Annotated in this window: 15 protein-coding genes; 1 reads left to right on the top strand and 14 read right to left on the bottom strand. The window is 39.1% G+C overall.

Annotated elements, in window-relative coordinates:
- Position 1: 1 nt before the first annotated feature.
- The 10 genes from C8D94_RS03965 to C8D94_RS03920 all read right to left on the bottom strand — a co-directional run bounded on the left by C8D94_RS03965 (position 2) and on the right by C8D94_RS03920 (position 12205).
- Positions 2–454: a heme-binding domain-containing protein gene (locus C8D94_RS03965; protein ID WP_115122581.1), complete on the bottom strand. Its 453-nt coding sequence runs from the start codon at positions 452–454 to the stop codon at positions 2–4.
- Positions 455–1045 carry a DUF3347 domain-containing protein gene (locus C8D94_RS03960; RefSeq protein ID WP_115122580.1) on the bottom strand — a complete coding sequence of 197 codons (591 nt, stop codon included), beginning with the start codon at positions 1043–1045 and terminating at the stop codon, positions 455–457.
- A 17-nt stretch (positions 1046–1062) separates the two neighbouring features.
- On the bottom strand, positions 1063–1599 hold the full coding sequence (locus tag C8D94_RS03955) for a DUF3347 domain-containing protein (RefSeq protein WP_115122579.1): 537 nt from the start codon (positions 1597–1599) through the stop codon (positions 1063–1065).
- 23 nt (positions 1600–1622) lie between these two features.
- Positions 1623–2096, bottom strand: a complete 474-nt coding sequence (locus tag C8D94_RS03950) for a DUF302 domain-containing protein (RefSeq protein WP_115122578.1) — start codon at positions 2094–2096, stop codon at positions 1623–1625.
- Positions 2097–2348: 252 nt separating this feature from the next.
- The gene (locus C8D94_RS03945; RefSeq protein ID WP_115122577.1) at positions 2349–3674 is read right to left on the bottom strand and encodes an APC family permease; all 1326 of its coding nucleotides are present in this window, start codon (positions 3672–3674) and stop codon (positions 2349–2351) included.
- Positions 3675–3677: 3 nt separating this feature from the next.
- Positions 3678–6071 (bottom strand): multicopper oxidase domain-containing protein, encoded by a 2394-nt coding sequence (locus C8D94_RS03940; protein ID WP_115122576.1) that lies wholly within the window; start codon positions 6069–6071, stop codon positions 3678–3680.
- A gap of 70 nt (positions 6072–6141) precedes the next feature.
- Positions 6142–6708, bottom strand: a complete 567-nt coding sequence (locus C8D94_RS03935; RefSeq protein WP_115122575.1) for a helix-turn-helix domain-containing protein — start codon at positions 6706–6708, stop codon at positions 6142–6144.
- Positions 6709–6710: 2 nt separating this feature from the next.
- Positions 6711–7928 (bottom strand): TolC family protein, encoded by a 1218-nt coding sequence (locus C8D94_RS03930; protein WP_115122574.1) that lies wholly within the window; start codon positions 7926–7928, stop codon positions 6711–6713.
- Complete coding sequence (locus C8D94_RS03925) at positions 7925–11677, bottom strand: efflux RND transporter permease subunit (protein ID WP_115122573.1); 3753 nt, start codon at positions 11675–11677, stop codon at positions 7925–7927. Before C8D94_RS03925 ends, C8D94_RS03930 begins: the two co-directional genes overlap by 4 nt.
- A 108-nt stretch (positions 11678–11785) precedes the next feature.
- Positions 11786–12205 (bottom strand): HYC_CC_PP family protein, encoded by a 420-nt coding sequence (locus tag C8D94_RS03920; protein ID WP_115122572.1) that lies wholly within the window; start codon positions 12203–12205, stop codon positions 11786–11788.
- Between the two features lie 231 nt (positions 12206–12436).
- Here C8D94_RS03920 and C8D94_RS03915 point away from each other — a divergent pair, with 231 nt between their 5' ends.
- Positions 12437–14665 (top strand): TonB-dependent receptor family protein, encoded by a 2229-nt coding sequence (locus C8D94_RS03915; protein ID WP_115122571.1) that lies wholly within the window; start codon positions 12437–12439, stop codon positions 14663–14665.
- 44 nt (positions 14666–14709) lie between these two features.
- Here C8D94_RS03915 and C8D94_RS15440 read toward each other — a convergent pair whose 3' ends face one another.
- The 4 genes from C8D94_RS15440 to merTP are packed head-to-tail and all read right to left on the bottom strand — an operon-like array spanning position 14710 to position 17312.
- On the bottom strand, positions 14710–14910 hold the full coding sequence (locus C8D94_RS15440; protein WP_246277436.1) for a GDCCVxC domain-containing (seleno)protein: 201 nt from the start codon (positions 14908–14910) through the stop codon (positions 14710–14712).
- 5 nt (positions 14911–14915) lie between these two features.
- The gene (locus C8D94_RS03905) at positions 14916–15299 is read right to left on the bottom strand and encodes a YHS domain-containing protein (RefSeq protein WP_115122569.1); all 384 of its coding nucleotides are present in this window, start codon (positions 15297–15299) and stop codon (positions 14916–14918) included.
- A 42-nt stretch (positions 15300–15341) separates the two neighbouring features.
- Positions 15342–16688, bottom strand: a complete 1347-nt coding sequence (locus tag C8D94_RS03900) for a dihydrolipoyl dehydrogenase family protein (protein ID WP_115122568.1) — start codon at positions 16686–16688, stop codon at positions 15342–15344.
- A complete protein-coding gene (merTP, locus tag C8D94_RS03895; protein WP_115122567.1) occupies positions 16689–17312 on the bottom strand; it encodes a mercuric transport protein MerTP in 624 nt (207 codons plus the stop codon).
- Positions 17313–17321 lie beyond the last annotated feature (9 nt).

The raw sequence follows: 17321 nt of genomic DNA, 5'->3' as shown, positions 1-17321 counted from the left end.
TTTATAAGCTGTCTTTTAATTGTGTTACCCAGTTGATTATTTCTTCTGCCTCCGCTTCTGAAAACTTTGCGTCTCTATGAATCAAGGTATAAGAATCCAAAGGCATTTCGCCATTTTCAATCTGGTTGATGATAGACCTTAACTTACTGGTCTTTCTTCGGCTTGATAGTGAATCCCATTCATTGAAATTTAGTTCGGCCTTGCCTTCTTTAATATGGTCTTCCAAAAACCAAGCAACAGGCTGAACTTTATTATACCAAGGGTATTGCGTATTATTACTGTGACAATCATAGCAGGATACCTGTAACTTGTTTTGAATGTTCTCTGGAACATTATTAACCAACATAAAATCAGTTTCGGGTACCATATTACTTTGGTTGCGTGTTGTGGGTATAAATTGAATCCCCACAAACGCTACCAATAACACTACCGCTATGATTTTTACTACTTTCATTTAGTTGATTTCTCGCTGTACTTCGCCACAGGTTAACATTTTGCTACCGTAGTAAGGATTGCGTACTTCCTCTTTAGTACTTAACCACGCCGTTCCGCCATCATACATAGGGCAAAACTGCTCGTAGAGTTTCATCTCTGTACCTGTTATAGCAACCATATCTATAACATCTTTACTTAAAACTTTAAAGTGCTCTCGCTGATGTGCTATATCACTTTCTGAAATGTGTTCTGCGTGTTCAATTGCATCTTCCATAATATCCTTGAGATCCTGTTGTTCACTATCTGAATAGCTGGATGCATCAAAACTTCCTAAAGTACTTGCAAGCGTTGCGCCCAATTCTTTTGCCTTATCATTGTCATCGCCTACAAGAGCATCTTTCAAGTTGAAGTAATCTTTCAGGATTGCTTCTGCTTTTGCATCTTGATTGTCACTCATTGACATATCGTCTTTGTCATCCATAGGCTCTTGGTACATCTCGTTGCTCATTGGTGCTGCAGGTTCATTTTTACTTCCGTCTTTACAAGCAGTAACACTAACTAAAGCTATTGCGATTATGGGTATAATTAATTTTTGTTTAATCGTTTTCATCTTTGTTTATTTAAGGGTTATTTATTAATAGTTTTCTTTACCGACCCACATTTCAACATTTTATCTCCGAAATAGGGATTGGTTATTTCCTTAACGTCGGCATACCAAAAGGCACCTTCATTGTTAAATGCCATTGGGCAGAATTTTTTGTATATGGTTCCTTCAGATAGTGCATCTTCAAACATTGGCCCTGCCTTTTCGGTAAATTGTGCGAACAATTCTCTCAGGGTTTTAATGTCTTCAGTATTGGCCATATCTTGCGCTAAGTTTTTCATCTCCATTCTTTCTTCGCCAAAAGAGGCAGCCATATCCTTACTTATGGATCTTGCCTTTTCTGCATCGTCTCTTACAAGTGCCATCTTGATTTCAAGATAATTATGCCATACTTTTCCCGTCATTCCGTCAATAAAACCTTGGTCTGCGATATCTGCGGTTTTTTTCTTGGCCGCCTTCACCTCTTCAGGGGTGTTAATTTCTACGGTTTGTTTTTCCTTACAGCTTACAATTGCAATGAGTGCAAGGGTTAGAATTGAAGTTTTTAATAGTGTTTTCATTGTTTTTGAGTTAAATTATTATTCTATAGTTTAAAATGTTTTGGACCTAAATGGTCTAAGATTCCTTTTAAATCTTGTCCTACGCTTTTTGCTATTTCTTCTATTTCAGATTTGTCAGAGATGGCCCAAGTTGTCTCAACGTCTTCAATAGAAACCTCGATTAAAGAAGCATCATCGATTGCTTTGATGCTAATTTTACAAGGCACGAGTGAGGTCATTTGGATATCGTTGGACAGTAAGTTGGCAGCCGTTTCTTTATGACAAACCATCATAATTATTAGGTGAGACATATCGATGTTATAGTCCTTCAGATAGTCCTTGACATCCATTTCTCCGATGATGTCAAATCCTTTGTCCTTTAAAACATCTCTTAACTGTGTTAGTGCCTCATCAAAAGTTATGGAACCGTAGCGTCTAACAATACTGTAAGATGTGTTTCGGCTCTCAGTATAATTCTGACTATGCAATCTTTGTTTTTTGTCCTCGCTATTTTCCATAACTCTTCTGTTTTATTAGCTGTATTTGTTTTTTTAATTCTTTATTCAATTTCTTTGAACTTTCAGTTGGTATATTTCACAATTCAAGTAAGATTTTTAAAAACTTTAACTACCAAAGTTTTACTTTTTTCTTCTTCCAGAAATAAGAAAAATCACCCATACAAGAATGGCTATACCAATTATCCAATACAATAGCATCATAATTTTATTCTTTTTTTGTTAAACATTTATTTTTTTATTCTTTGATATCAATCATAATTTCTCATTCATTTTCATTTGATTTTCTTCATTTTTATTTTTCAAGAACCATTTTTCACCTAAAAAAATCAATACTATCAGTATTGCGGCTACAATTACGACCAATAGGTCACTAGAAGCCTTTATCCATAAGAATGCGGCCAAAACAATACAATCCAATAATATTGCTGTATATAGAATAGAGGCACGGGCGTTTATGTCTTTTCTCATATTTTTAAGTACGCCCCAGTGAATTCCTACATCCATAATTAGATAGAAAATAGCACCTAATGATGCAATTCTTGTAAGGTCAAAAAGAATGGTCATTGTGAGCGCCAATACCACAGTATAAATGAGCATATGTTTTTGCAACTTACCAGGTAACCCAAAATGTTTATGGGGAATTAGATTCATCTGAGTTAGCATTGTAGTCATCCTTGACACTGCAAAAATGCTTGCTACCACACCTGAAATAGTAGCTATGATAGCGATACCCACAGTGAACCATAATCCGTACTTTCCGAAAGCAGGCCTTGATGCCTCGGCCAATGAATAGTCCTTAGCTTTGATTATCTCTTCAATAGTAAGATTAGAAGAAACAGCGAATGCAACAAGTAGATATACCACGGTACAGATAACAAGTGAAATTATTATAGCACGTCCTACATTTTTATTGGGATTGGTGATTTCCTCACCGCTATTTGTGATTGTAGTAAAGCCCTTATAAGCTAAAATTGAAAGAGCCAAGGCTCCTAAATAATTGGTAATAGGGTATTCTGTCAAACTTTCTGAAGGGACAACTTCAGAAAATGAAAATCCTGCCGCCCATAATCCACCAATGGCAAAAATTGCAATACCTCCAATTTTTAAAATAGCCATTGCAAAGGAAGATTTGCCAATGATATTGTTTCCAGAAATATTGATTAAAAACGCAACGATTAACAGTACTACCCCAAGGATAGGCACCCAAACACTATTGTCATTTATATCGAATAATTGAAGCGTGTACGAACCAAAAGTACGTGCTACCAAACTTTCATTAATCACCATTGAAAATGCCATTAGCAAGGCTCCAGAAGCTGTTACCACACCCTTACCATATATCTTTTTTAGATAGGTAGCAATACCGCCAGCAGATGGATACGCATTGGAAAGTTTCACATACGTATATGCACTAAATCCTGAAATGATAGCACCTACAAGAAAAGCATACGGAAACCATTGCCCTGATAACTCAGCTACCTGTCCTAACAAGGCAAATATTCCTGCACCTATCATTACACCAGTACCAAGCGACACCGCTCCGGTTAAACTCAAACTATTTTTCTTGTATTGTGCCATTTATTAAAATCTGACTAAAAGGCCGCCTCCCCAGCCATAACGATTATTGTAATTTCCTTGTATTGAAAAATTTCTGGAAACGATGTATGCGAGCCCTACCAACCATTGGGTTTCGCTTTCAAAAGATTTATTATTTTCCAAATCATTGACCCAACCAAAATCCGCTCTGTACTCATACTCTCCTTCTAAAAATATTCTTGGAAAAATCAACAACTCTCTATCCAGCCGTATCCTTGGGCGTAATTGATGGTCCATACTCACATCTACATTAAATCTGTAAGGCGTAAAGTATTTAACCCCGACCAGTCCAACGGTATTAAATGTATCGTAAGAATCTGGTGTAGAAGTTTCGGTATTTACCCCTGCATATACGCGTACCCAATCATTGAGGTATCGATTATAATTTACTTCTATCTCGGCATTTTGGTCATAATCAAACTCGGCGCGCAGTCCAAATTCGTTACGGATGTTGCTCGACATCAAAAACAGCTCGTTAAAGTTTGATCCTACGCGTGCAGCCCCCCAAGAATAATAGAGGTCAGTCTCGTGTATAAGCTTTTCAACCGGAAATTCCTCCATCCGTTCATCTCGTGGTGTATCATAACTAAATATACGGTTCATACCACTCATTAAATGATACAATATGTGACAGTGAAAGAACCAATCACCATACTCTTCGTTATAGAATTCAATGACCACTTTTTGCATCGGTGGCACATTGACCGTATGTTTTAAGGGCGAACGCTCCCCGTTTTCATTGATTACCCTAAAGAAATGCCCGTGCAAATGCATTGGGTGGTGCATCATTGTTATGTTATTTAGTGTGATTCTTGTTACTTCTCCTCCTTTTATTTTGATTTTATCGGTTTCAGAAAGTGGTACGCCATTCATACTCCATACATAGCGCTGCATATTTCCTGTTAGGTTGAGCAGAATATCATTTACCGGTATGTCTTTCTTATAAGTGGTTTCTTCCTTTGCCTTTAAGAAATCATAGTTAAAATAGGTTTTACGAGTACTGTAATCAAAAGTGGCACTGTCTTTTTGCATCTTGGACATATCGTGATTCATATGGTCTTTCATTTTGCTCGATGCTTCGGTATGGCTCATTGGCATAGAGTCCTTTTTCATCTCCATTGTATTGTCCATATCCATTTTGTCATCTTTCATTTCCATTTGCTTCTTCATTGTACCTTCATCCATTGACATATTATTGTTCATTTTCATCTGCCCATCTTTCATATCCATCTTCATTCCATATTTCTGCATCAAAAACTCCGGTGTTTTTTTCTTTCTGTTTCCCACCAATGCAGGTGCACCCATTTTCATATCCATTTTTGCCATTTGCTTCATCATTGCTACTTTGTCTGGCCTATCTATTACCGTTGCCGGAAAAAGTTTTCCATTTCCCAAACGGATTGAAGTATTGCCAGAACCATCCTGTGCCGTGGCGGTAATTTCTAAAGTCCCTTCCGGAATAGTAACAATAACATCATAGGTCTCTGCCACTGCAAAAAGAAATCGGCTTTTATGTACGGGCTCTACATCCACACCATCACCTGAAACTATCATTGGATTACCCCCTCCAAAATCCACCCAATAATAGGATGAAGCCGATGCATTTATAAAGCGAAGCCTGATTTTTTCTCCTGCTTTAAACTTTGGGTATTCTGCTACTCTTTTTCCATTGGATAAAAAAGCAGGGTAGTAAATATCTGTTATGTCTGCTCCCTCCATACGGTCTCGCCAGAATTTGAATTGGGCTCCCAATGCGCCCTCTTTGATGACTCTACTTAAGGGCACTGATGTACCCTTTTTTACCTGATACCATTCGTTAGCCCTTTTGAGGTTGCGTAGCACATTCATAGGTTTTTCATTGGTCCAATCAGAAAGTACCACAACCAAATCTTTATCATAATCCAATGTCTTTTCTTTTGGATGAATGATAATAGAGCCATAAACTCCCTTTTGTTCCTGTAATAAAGTATGTGAATGATACCAATAGGTGCCGGATTGATTAATAGGAATTCTATACTGAAAAGTTGTGCCAGGTTCAATTGGCGGCGTAGTTAAATAAGGCACACCGTCATAGAAATTTGGAAGGATTAAACCGTGCCAATGCACTGAAGTTTCTTCGTCCATTTTATTGGTCACATTGATTATGGCAAGGTCTCCTTCATTAAATTCTAATGTAGGGCCAGGAATGCTGCCATTTATAGTCATTCCATTGGCCGTTACGCCTCCAAGGGTCATTTCCTTTTGTTCCAAGGTAAGATTGTACTCTTTTACAGGTCGTCCTTCTTCTTTACGGTCATCACCGTTTGTTCCGACTTGGCCAAATGTAACCGAGGTAAGGAACAATAGAAGTGTTGTATTGATTATGTTTGTTATTTTCATAGTTCTTAATTTTATTTTAATAAAATTACTGTTGTAAATCAACTGCTTGTGTCATAATTATGGTTGTTATCTACATAATTTTGTCCAATGAATTCCTAAAATTTTTCTGTTGGGATTTATAGGCTGTCAAGCTCATTCCCGTTTCATTTTTAAATTGACTGCTCAAATGATTAATATGGCTATAACCCAGAAGTTGTCCCATTTCGGTAAAGTTGAGTTCCTTGCCTTGAATCAATTCTTTCACCTTTTCAATTTTCAATTTGATGAAATACTTTTCAATGGTAATTCCTTCAGTAAAAGAGAATACCTTACTGATTTTTGAGTATTCTTGACCCAATGCTTCTGCTAAATGCACGGATAATTTCTCGTTTAGTTCTAAAGGCAATTTTTGTAATGCTTTAATCAGTTCTACCTTAACCTGCTCTGTGAGTTTTTCTTCGGTACTATCTATAAGGGAAAAACCATTGTTTTCGAGCAACGTTTCCAATTTTTGGATTTCATCATCGCTCTCGATATGGAGACGCAAACGGCCTAATTCGATTTGTAACAATTCGATATTTTGCTTATCCAGTTCATCCCTTAAAACCTTGATACATCTATCACATACCATATTCTTTATGTAAAAATCATTGACCATAATTAATTGATTAAATAGTTAATAATGGCCGATTGCACGTAGTACATTTGCACCGACTCGATTTGATTCATTTGAAACTTCAACTGCAATTCCTGAATGTCCAGCACATCATTAAAATCGATAGTGCCAGTTTCATAATTTTTTACCAGAATTTCTTCGGCATCTTGGGCTTGTTTTAGGTTGCGCTCTTGTGTGTTGTATGCGATGCGTGCTTGGTTGCGTTGTGATTGCGCTTTCGCGAAAGCGGATTCCAGCACATTCAATCGCTGTTCCTTTTGGGTCTCTATTTCTTGCTGTCGCAACTCGTTCTGTCTTGAAATGGATTTGTAACGGTTGTTGAAAATGGGTATGGAAACCGATACCATAGGCATCAATACATCTTTCCCATTATCGCTGAAGTTGACGTCGCTACGTTCTGTTACGGGCAAGTAGTCTAAACCAAAACCAATCATTGGTAAACTCTCGCGCTGGTTGAGCAGTTCAGATTGTGCTACCGATTCGTAGAGCTTGTCATATTTGAGCAGTTCGGGATTGAGTGCTAACGCTTCATTTTTGTAAAATGGGTCTTCCTGTGGAATTTCCATTTCTGGAACGACGTCAACCGTCATTATTGCATCACGGTTGAGCAAGTTGTTGAAAGCCGTTTGTTCTGCTGTAAATTCTTCTTCCAGCACTTCCTTTTGTTGTTGTAATTCATTTTGCCGTATTTGAAGTCGCAATACATCTACGGCACTCGCTTTGCCCACTTCTACAGATGTGAGTGCAAGTTGTTCGTAGGTTTCCAGTAGCTGAATATTTTCGTCCAACACTTCTTGTTTGGCTCTTATAGCATAAAGTCGATAATACGATTGTGCGACCGAAAGTGCGAGCTTGCGCTTTGCAATCGTGATTTCCACATATTCGGCATCTGCCATTGCTGTTGCGTAATTTTCACGAGCCGTGATAGTGCCGAACCACGGCAACATTTGTTTTACACCAATTCGTGCACGTTGTGCGCCCACTCTGGTTTCAGGCTCGCTCACAAAATAGCCGGCACTTACTTCGGTATTGGGAATCCAGTTGGCTTCGTTTACCTTTTCTTCGGCGATGTTGTATCGCAATTCAAAGGCTTGAATTTCTGGATTGTTGGCCTCAGCTTCCTGAATGTAGGATTGTAATTGTTGTGCTTTCGCGAAAGCGGAAACAAACAAAAACACCAGTATATATTTTAATTTTTTCATCTGTTTGCTTTTTTAAGTTGGTATTCCTTTTTCCAGCTATATAGGACTGGCAGTAGGAAATAGGACGTGACATCGATTATCATTCCGCCAAAAATGGGAATCGCCATCGGTATCATTATATCGCTTCCTTTTCCTGTAGATGTGAGTACTGGTAGTAGTGCCAAAACTGTGGTTACGGTTGTCATCAAACACGGACGAATACGTTTACCTGCGGCTTCCAAAGTGGCGAGTCGTATGCCTTTTTGGTTGTCTGGCTCGTTGCTTTTAAAAGATTGGTCTAAATAGGTGGCCATTACTACACCATCATCCGTTGCGATACCGAAAAGGGCAATAAAACCTACCCAAACGGCCACACTTAAATTGATGGTTTTCATATTGAACAAGTCCCGCAGATTTTCGCCGAAAAAGCTGAAGTTGAAAAACCAATCTTGCCCATACAACCAAATCATTATGAAACCACCTGCAAAGGCTACGGCAATGGCGGTAAACACCATAAGCGATGTAGAAACCGACCTAAATTGGAAATACAAAATCAAGAAAATAACCAGCAAACAGAGTGGTACGACAACCGATAAGGTTTTCTCTGCCCGCAACTGATTTTCATAAGTACCCGTAAAGCGATAGCTAACACCTTGTGGTACGACCAGCGAACCGTTATCAATATTTTCTTGAATCAAGGCTTGGGCATTTTCTACCACATCCACTTCGGCAAAGCCATCGAGTTTGTCAAACAGCACGTAGCCAATAAGAAAAGTGTCTTCACTTTTAATGACCTGTGGTCCTTGTTCGTATCGAATTTCAACCAATTCGCCCAGCGGTACAGGACTTCCTTTCTCAACGGGAACATAGATATTACGCAAGTCGTCTGGATTTGCCCGTAATTCTCGTGGATAGCGCACACGCACGGCATAGCGTTCACGACCTTCCACAGTTTGCGTAAGTGGCATCCCGCCCACGGCCACTTGCAGGATTTCCTGTACATCCATAATGGATATGCCATATCGAGCCAATTGGTCTCGCTTAATATCGATGAGCAAGTAGGGTTTGCCCACGATACGGTCTGCAAAAACAGCTTGTTCCTTAACGCCTTCGGCTTGTTTTAAAATGTCTTCCAATTCCAGTCCGAAGTTTTCTATGGATTTTAAATCAGGCCCTTTTACCTTGATGCCCATAGGTGCTCGCATTCCTGTTTGTAGCATAACCAATCGTGTTTCGATGGGTTGCAACTTGGGTGCAGATGTAACGCCTGGCAACTTGGTTACTCGCACAATTTCGTTCCAAATATCATCTGGACTTTGAATGTCTGGTCGCCAGTTTCGGTAGTATTCGCCGTTTTCATCTTCAATCAAATCTTCCCGTGTGGCAGTGGTTTTGAGTGAGGCTTCGTCATAATTGGCATCCTCATCTACCTCGTAATTTGGGTTGATAATGAATTTGTTATTCTTCAGTACAAATAACCCATCGTCATTGACCTTATAGCGTTGTCGCTCGCCAGAACTATTCCGCATATATTCAGATTTATACTGAATAACATTTTCATACATTGAGAGTGGTGCTGGGTCGAGTGCGCTTTCCGTTCTTCCAGCCTTTCCCACCACAGTTTCAATCTCTGGGATGCTTGCCACCGCCATATCGAGCTGTTGCAGCACACGCTTGTTTTCTTCAACACCTGCGTGCGGTAAGGATGTGGGCATCAATAGGAATGAACCTTCATTGAGCGCTGGCATAAACTCTTTGCCCGTATTCCGCATTATAATGATACCCAGCGTGAGTACCGTAGCCGGAACGATTAAGAACAGATACCTATTCTGAAGTGCCCATTTCAAAATACGCTCATAGTATATCCTGAAAATCGAAAACACACCAAGAAGTCCAAAACAGATGATGGAAACAAATACCAGGTTCATCACAATGCTTCGGTCGAAACCTAATGGTCGCCAGTATTCTGCCAGAAGGAATACGATGGCAACCGATGAAATGATGATGTCAAGCAGGTTTTTGCGCTTTAGCGAAAGCGTACCTCGCATCCTTAAAAATGATGTTGCGGCAAAGGCGATAAGAATTAGTCCTAACCAAAAACCGTAAACGATGGCGATAATTCCCAATAAAACAAGTAAGCCATTGATGACATACTGTGTACGTTCCCGCACACTCGTCTTGCGGAACAGGAATGCCGCGATGGGTGGAATGAGAAATAACGCAATGATGAGTGATGCCGTGAGTGCCATTGTTTTGGTAAAAGCAAGCGGGCGGAACAGTTTTCCTTCGGCACCTATCATTGTAAATACGGGCAGGAAACTGATTATTGTTGTTAAAACTGCTGTTAGGATAGCGCCAGAAACTTCGGCAGTTGCGTTGTAGATGATTTCGTTTGTGGTGTATTCGGTACCATTTTTATTAAGGCGCAGCTTTTCATCTTCCAAGTGTCGTATCATATTTTCAGCAAGTATGACGCCCACGTCGACCATCGTTCCTATGGCAATGGCGATACCCGATAATGCGACAATGTTGGCATCTACATTAAAGAGCTTCATCGTGATAAAAACCATCAAAACGGCTACGGGTAACAATCCTGAAATAAGGATGGATGCACGTAGGTTGAATACCATTATTATGATAACCAAAATGGTAATCAAGATTTCCAAAGTCAGGGCTTCGTTGAGAGTGCCCAACGTTTCTTGTATGAGTTCGGTACGGTCGTAAAATGGCACGATGGTTACTTGTGAAGTGCGACCATCTGATAGTGTTTTTGTGGGAAGTCCCGAGCTTATTTCGGCAATTTGAGCCTTGACATTGTTAATGACTTCCAAGGGATTTGCACCGTAGCGAGCGACTACGACACCGCCTACGACTTCGGCACCTTCATTATCGAGAATACCACGTCTTGCCGCTGGTCCCAAATGAACGTTTGCCACATCCTTAATGCGTATGGATGTAAAGTTTTCAGAATCTACTACCGCATTTTCAATATCTGCTATGGACTTTACGTAGCCCAATCCGCGCACGAGATATTCCGCTTGATTGATTTCGAGTGTTTGTGCGCCTATATCTTGATTACTCTGCTTCACGGCTTTTACCACATCGCCCATACTCACGTTATATTGGCGCATTTTTTCTGGGTCAATATCCACTTGATATTCCTGAACATAGCCACCTATGGAAGCCACTTCAGAAACACCGCTTGCAGAGGATAATCCATATTTGATATAGTAATCCTGTATGCTACGTAATTCCTGTAAATCCCAACCACCAGTTACGTTTCCGTCTTTATCACGACCTTCCAAAGTGTACCAAAATATCTGTCCGAGTCCTGTGGCATCTGGACCAAGTGATGGGTTGACACCATCAGGTAAAAGGTCTGCAGGAAGTGAGTTCAGTTTTTCGAGTATGCGACTGCGCGACCAATAGAATTCGATATCTTCTTCAAAAATGATGTAGATGCTGGAAAATCCAAACATAGAAGAACTACGGATGGTTTTCACGCCTGGTATGCCCAGAAGCGAAGTGGTTAGCGGATAGGTAATTTGGTCTTCAATATCCTGTGGCGAGCGACCTTGCCACTTTGTAAAAACAATTTGTTGGTTCTCGCCAATATCAGGTATGGCATCAACGGATACTGGGTCTGTAGGCAAAAAGCCTGTTTCCCAATTAAAGGGTGCGTTGACCACGCCCCAACCCACAAATAGGGCGAGTAGTAGAACGGCAACAAGTTTGTTTTCTATGAGAAATTTAATGCTCTTATTCAGCATAGCATTTGATTATTAGAGTTTTGGAATTACGTGCTGCAAAAAATGACAAACACGAGTTTTAGCCCACTACAGCGTAGCTGTTGGGCTTCATTCAAAAAATCTAACAAATCAAATTAAGAAAGTCTGGTGCAGCACTTGCACATCCCGTTTGACAAAGGGTCGCGGGTAATCTTCAAAAGGAACTTCTTCAGATTCGGTTCCTTCAAATAAGTTTATATAAGAATATGTAAAAGCAGCGATGAACGTTTGCTGCTCAAATGAAAGCGTGTCAAAAGATATTTTAAGGTCGTCTTTACCTTCCTTTACAATTTGTTGGTCTGTACAACAAGATTTCTCAGTCATTTTAGGATTCTCACAACTTTTGACTGGTTGTGCCTTTTCCATTCCACAACCTTCAGCTTTTGAGAATAAACTGAAATCAACCAAGTTTCCCCCACAATAGTGCATATCCACGGTAAAAGACATTGTAGAAAACATCACTACAAAAGCCATCGAAATAGATAATATTTTATGGATAACTTGTTTCATCTTTGCAAAATTACAAAATTTTAACAGTTTTTATTGGGATTAACAGAAATTTAATTAAGTAATCCATTATTAGACACTTTAATAAATTTAAAATTCTTATAAGATATAAACTACTGAATATAAAATACTTCAAAAGTATTATTAAGAATAATTCTAAATAATATTGGTTTTTTGAAATCAGCACATTACATTTGTCTTCTATTTAAAATCATTCTAAATAATTTATTACCAATGAGAATTCTATTTTTTCTACTATTTATCCTACAGTTTACGTATATATGGGGGCAAACAAATCCTCAAAAAGAAGATACCATCCAACAAAAAACGGAACGTCTAAAAGAGGTTATTATATCTGCCAACACCATACTGGGCAGTAAATTTGAGATTAAAAACAAAACGGGATCTGCGAGTTATATTTCTGAAGAGGATTTAAAAAAATTCTCTTACACCAATATCAACAGGGTTTTACAAACAGTTCCAGGAATTAATATTTACGAAGAGGATGGGTTTGGACTACGCCCAAATATAAGTTTACGAGGCACATCACCTGAACGTAGTGCAAAAATAAATTTGATGGAAGATGGCGTTCTCATAGCCCCTGCACCCTACAGCGCACCTGCCGCCTATTATTTCCCAACCATTGGGCGTATGCAGGCCGTCGAAATCTTAAAAGGAAGCAGTCAAATTCAATATGGACCCAACACCACTGGTGGTGCTATTAATATGATTTCTTCCCGAATTCCTGACGAATTTTCTGGACGAGCTTCCATTGCCGCAGGGAATTATGGCTCAAGAAACACGCAATTAGTCATTGGTGACAGCTATCAAAACTTTGGATTTGTAACGGATTATTTCAATTACAGCTCAGACGGTTTTAAGGATTTAGATGGTGATGGCAATACAGGATTTGATAAATCTGATTATTTAGCCAAGTTTAGGGTCAACTCAAATTTAGATGCAAAAATGTATCAGTCACTAACATTTAAAATCCAATATTCTGAAGAAGAGGCAAACGAAACTTACTTGGGATTGACCGATGAAGACTTTGAAGAAAACCCTTATAGAAGATACAGGGCATCGTCTGAGGATGTAATGAACGCCGAACATCAACAATACCAACTTACCCATTTTATACAAGTATCCCCATCGTTAAATATAAGTACCACTGGTTACTTGAATAAATTCAAACGGAATTGGTATAAGTTAACCGATGTAAACCTTGGCGAAAGAGTGAGCATAAACAGCATCCTATCATCACCACAGGATTACCCCTTAGAATACCAAACCATTTTAGGAAACGAAGACACCCAAGACGATGTTATGGGCATAAAGGCAAACAACAGAACATACACCTCAAATGGTGCTCAATCCATTGCCAAATTACGATGGGGTTCTGGCTGGTTACAAACTCTGGAAGCTGGAATACGTTACCACGAAGATAATGAGGACAGATTTCAATGGGTGGACAGATATGCTTTTGAAAACCAAGAATTAATACGAACCACAGTAGGCGAAAAAGGTGCAGATGCCAATCGTATAAGTAGTGCAAAAGCATTGGCGGCACACCTCTTGTACACCCTTAAAATTGAGAACCTTACTTTAACACCTGGTTTGCGTTATGAAAATATAACCCTTACCCGAACGGATTATGGCACGAGCGACCCAAACAGAACTGGTGAGGATATAGCTATTCGCGAAAATAACGTAGATGTATGGATTCCAGGCATAGGTGCAAATTACAGATTCAATAACCATATATCGGTTTTCGGTGGGATACATAAAGGATTTTCGCCACCAAGTAATACACCGGGACAAAATGCAGAAGAAAGTATTAATTATGAGTTGGGTTCCCGATTTGGCTTTAAAGGTTTTTCTGGGGAACTTGTCGGATTCTACAATGATTATCAAAACCTGCTGGGAAGTGATTTGGCCGCAACAGGTGGTACAGGAAGCCTTGACCAGTTTAATGCTGGTGAAGTGCGTGTAAGTGGCATTGAACTTTTGCTAAATTACAATTTGCTATACAATACATCAGGGAAATTTAAACTTCCTATATCGATTTCCTACACCCTTACCGATACCGAATTCCTGACCAGTTTTGATAGTAATGAAGATATTTATGGGGTAGTGACCAAAGGGGATGAAATACCATACATTGCAAAAAACCAATTAAATGCTACCTTAGGGCTACAGCATAAGAAATTTGAAGTAAACCTAAATTCACGTTATACAGGTGCATTTAGAACCAAGGCTGGTTCTGGACAGATTCCAGAAAATTTTAAAGTAGATTCTAATTTTATCGTTGACTTATCTGCGCATTATTTTCTTAATGAAAATTTTACGCTATCAACAAACATAATAAACTTATTTGATTCAGAATATGCAGTATCCCGTGTCCCAGCAGGTTTACGTCCCGGACATCCTTTTGGATTTAATGCAGGGTTACAATTCAGTTTTTAAAGATATATTGTGGAAACAATAATATCAACTATAATTAAAAGTTATTAGCAACAATTTGAACCTTCCTGAATCGGTGGACAGGCGACATTACCGTAAGAACAGAATACACAGCAATCGCCTTCTTTTGGTTTTAGTATTTGTTTGCAATTCTCACATTCGTAAAAGAATTGACAGGCATCTGTAGGCATTTGCTCTTTTTTTTTGTGACTGCAGTATGGGCACGAAATTTCTGATGTTAATATCATATTTATTATTTTTTTACTGAATCATTACAACAAGAAATCTCAAAAACACCTTTATAAGGAATCTTTTCGTTTAATCTATCGATAAAATATCCTGGATTTTTATTGAACTCTAAAACACATTGCGGACATCTACAAAATAAGAAGTTCCGTTCGTTGTATAGAATACTTACTACTTGGTTTTCTGGTTTTTCAGCAAGACAGACTGGACAAATAATTAGATTTTTTATTTCTGCAATATATTTTTCCTCATTGTTTTGGAATTGCTCAATACATCCTTGACAACAAAAAAAGTAATCTTGATCTTTATATTTTATTGATAAGCGCGGTGTGCTTTTTATTCCCAATCGAACTAAAGAGCAACCACAAGTTGGGCAAATTTTTAATTTCATTTTTTTTATTTAAATCAATAATCTGTTTCATTGTAATGAATACTAAAGCATATAGGTTAGGTCGGATGCCATTGTAGGGTATGAAAATATCATTGTCCGCAAATCGCTTATAGTCATCTTGGTCTTTATCGCCATTGCAAAAAGATTTACTGTTTCTTCACAATGAGGCCCGATCAGATGCGCGCCCAAAATGGTATTATTATTTTTATCGATGATTGTTTTAAAAGCATATTCATCCACGTTCAGGCGTCTCGCATTGAACCAATTATCAACTTTTTCAAAATTGATATTGATGTCGTATCCTTTTTCTTTGGCTTCATCTTCCAATAGGCCAACGGTTGCCATAGTGGGCAAAGTGAAAACTACGGAAGGCATTGGGGGATAACTGACTTTTTTCTGGTTCCCTTTGATGATATTAGAAGCCACGATATGCCCTTCCAAAACAGCTACGGGTGTTAGGGGCAGTCCTCTTGAGTCCGCTGCATCGCCAGCTGCATAGATGTTTGCGTTCGATGTGCTCTGAAGATATTCGTTGACCTCTATGCCCTTTTTTGAGAAGGATATACCTGCTTTTTCCAATTCTAAATCGAAAATGGCTGGGGGACGACCAGCGGAATTAAATACCGCTGCCGATTTGTAGGTAGTTTCGTTTCCGTTTGAAATTCCTGTGGTTATGTAGTGGCCATCTTTACGTTCAATTTTAGAAACTTCGGTTTCCAGAACAATCTTAATCCCTAAATTACGTGTGGCATCGACTAAATGTTTAACGATATCCCTGTCAAAATTTTCCAACGGATGTTTACCTCGATGTACTATCGTTACCTCGGCACCGGAACGTGCGGCTATATGGGCAAATTCAAAAGCGATATATCCACCACCGATGAAAAGCAGGGATTGCGGTAATTCCTTAAGGTTTAGAAAATCCGTACTCGTTTGCGCAAGCTGTCCGCCTTCAAAGTCTAAAACTTTTGGTTTTGAACCGGATGCAATTACAATTTTATCGGCTTGAATGTTATCTTCACCAACTCTTAAGTTATTTTCATCAATAAACGTAGCGGAATTGTGATAGGTGTCGATGCCGTTTTTCTTGTACCCCTTTTCTATTTTCTTCGGCATTTCATCGACAAAAGTCTGTTTGAACGCCATTATATCCTTCCAGTTAATATCCGGAATGGTATCAATGCCTTTCCCTTTAAGCCTTTTGGCAAATTCGCGCACTTCCGTAGCGCCGATAATTACTTTTTTGGGGTCACAGCCTCGTAGGGCACAGGTGCCACCATAAGGTAGTTCATCGGTTATGCCGACGGAAAGACCTTTTGAGGCACATTTATTGGCGATTGTCATACCGGCCATACCCGAACCAATAACGAAAACATCAAATTTTTTCATCTATTTATTTTCTTTAGCGGTTTTCTCTACTACTTTGTATCCTGTTTTCTCTATGGCTTTTTGGATTGTGGGCAAATCGGTTTTAGTATTATCAAATTCCACTATGGTATTGGCATTTTCGTAGCTGGCTTTTACAGAAATAATTCCATCCAACTTATTGACTTCGCTTTCCACGTGTGCCTCACATCCTGCACAGGTCATTCCCTCAACTTCAGAAGTGTGCTTTTCGATATTGGATTGAGAGACATAGACGATTTCCTTGGTAGGCTGTGCGTAAAATATGTTGGCATAGTACGGGAAGGTTAGCATCAATGCGGCGAATAGTGTCACTATCAATAAGAACCGTTTGGATTGCCAAAACGTAGGTTTTGCATCATCCTCACAGACGCAATCTATTTCTTCCTGAGTTTTCGGCCGTAGTTTCTGGTACCAGGCAAAGACCAAAACAATAATGGTCAAGCCGATAAGATAAGGTCTAAATGGCTCGACCCAAGAGAATGTTGATGCAATTCCACTTGTTCCGGCAATTAATGCCAAAACAGGTGTAATACAACATATTGATGCTACAACTGCGGTAAAAATGCCAGTATAGGCCGCGGTGTTTGAGGTTTTATTCGGTGTCATAATATAAAC

It is taken from the genome of Marinirhabdus gelatinilytica (assembly GCF_003353425.1).
In the GTDB taxonomy this organism is placed as follows: Bacteria; Bacteroidota; Bacteroidia; order Flavobacteriales; family Flavobacteriaceae; genus Marinirhabdus; species Marinirhabdus gelatinilytica.
Note: the sequence above shows the minus strand (reverse complement) of the source record. Positions and strands in the feature narration are given on the sequence as shown.

Excerpts from the sequence above, each read along its gene's own strand:
- C8D94_RS03960 (WP_115122580.1), bottom strand. The coding sequence starts at position 1,045 with ATGAAAACGATTAAACAAAAATTAATTATACCCATAATCGCAATAGCT.
- C8D94_RS03915 (WP_115122571.1), top strand. The coding sequence starts at position 12,437 with ATGAGAATTCTATTTTTTCTACTATTTATCCTACAGTTTACGTATATA.
- C8D94_RS03945 (WP_115122577.1), bottom strand. The coding sequence starts at position 3,674 with ATGGCACAATACAAGAAAAATAGTTTGAGTTTAACCGGAGCGGTGTCG.
- merTP (WP_115122567.1), bottom strand. The coding sequence starts at position 17,312 with ATGACACCGAATAAAACCTCAAACACCGCGGCCTATACTGGCATTTTT.
- C8D94_RS03950 (WP_115122578.1), bottom strand. The coding sequence starts at position 2,096 with ATGGAAAATAGCGAGGACAAAAAACAAAGATTGCATAGTCAGAATTAT.
- C8D94_RS03905 (WP_115122569.1), bottom strand. The coding sequence starts at position 15,299 with ATGAAATTAAAAATTTGCCCAACTTGTGGTTGCTCTTTAGTTCGATTG.
- C8D94_RS03965 (WP_115122581.1), bottom strand. The coding sequence starts at position 454 with ATGAAAGTAGTAAAAATCATAGCGGTAGTGTTATTGGTAGCGTTTGTG.
- C8D94_RS03925 (WP_115122573.1), bottom strand. The coding sequence starts at position 11,677 with ATGCTGAATAAGAGCATTAAATTTCTCATAGAAAACAAACTTGTTGCC.
- C8D94_RS03900 (WP_115122568.1), bottom strand. The coding sequence starts at position 16,688 with ATGAAAAAATTTGATGTTTTCGTTATTGGTTCGGGTATGGCCGGTATG.
- C8D94_RS03920 (WP_115122572.1), bottom strand. The coding sequence starts at position 12,205 with ATGAAACAAGTTATCCATAAAATATTATCTATTTCGATGGCTTTTGTA.
- C8D94_RS15440 (WP_246277436.1), bottom strand. The coding sequence starts at position 14,910 with ATGATATTAACATCAGAAATTTCGTGCCCATACTGCAGTCACAAAAAA.
- C8D94_RS03955 (WP_115122579.1), bottom strand. The coding sequence starts at position 1,599 with ATGAAAACACTATTAAAAACTTCAATTCTAACCCTTGCACTCATTGCA.
- C8D94_RS03935 (WP_115122575.1), bottom strand. The coding sequence starts at position 6,708 with ATGGTCAATGATTTTTACATAAAGAATATGGTATGTGATAGATGTATC.
- C8D94_RS03940 (WP_115122576.1), bottom strand. The coding sequence starts at position 6,071 with ATGAAAATAACAAACATAATCAATACAACACTTCTATTGTTCCTTACC.
- C8D94_RS03930 (WP_115122574.1), bottom strand. The coding sequence starts at position 7,928 with ATGAAAAAATTAAAATATATACTGGTGTTTTTGTTTGTTTCCGCTTTC.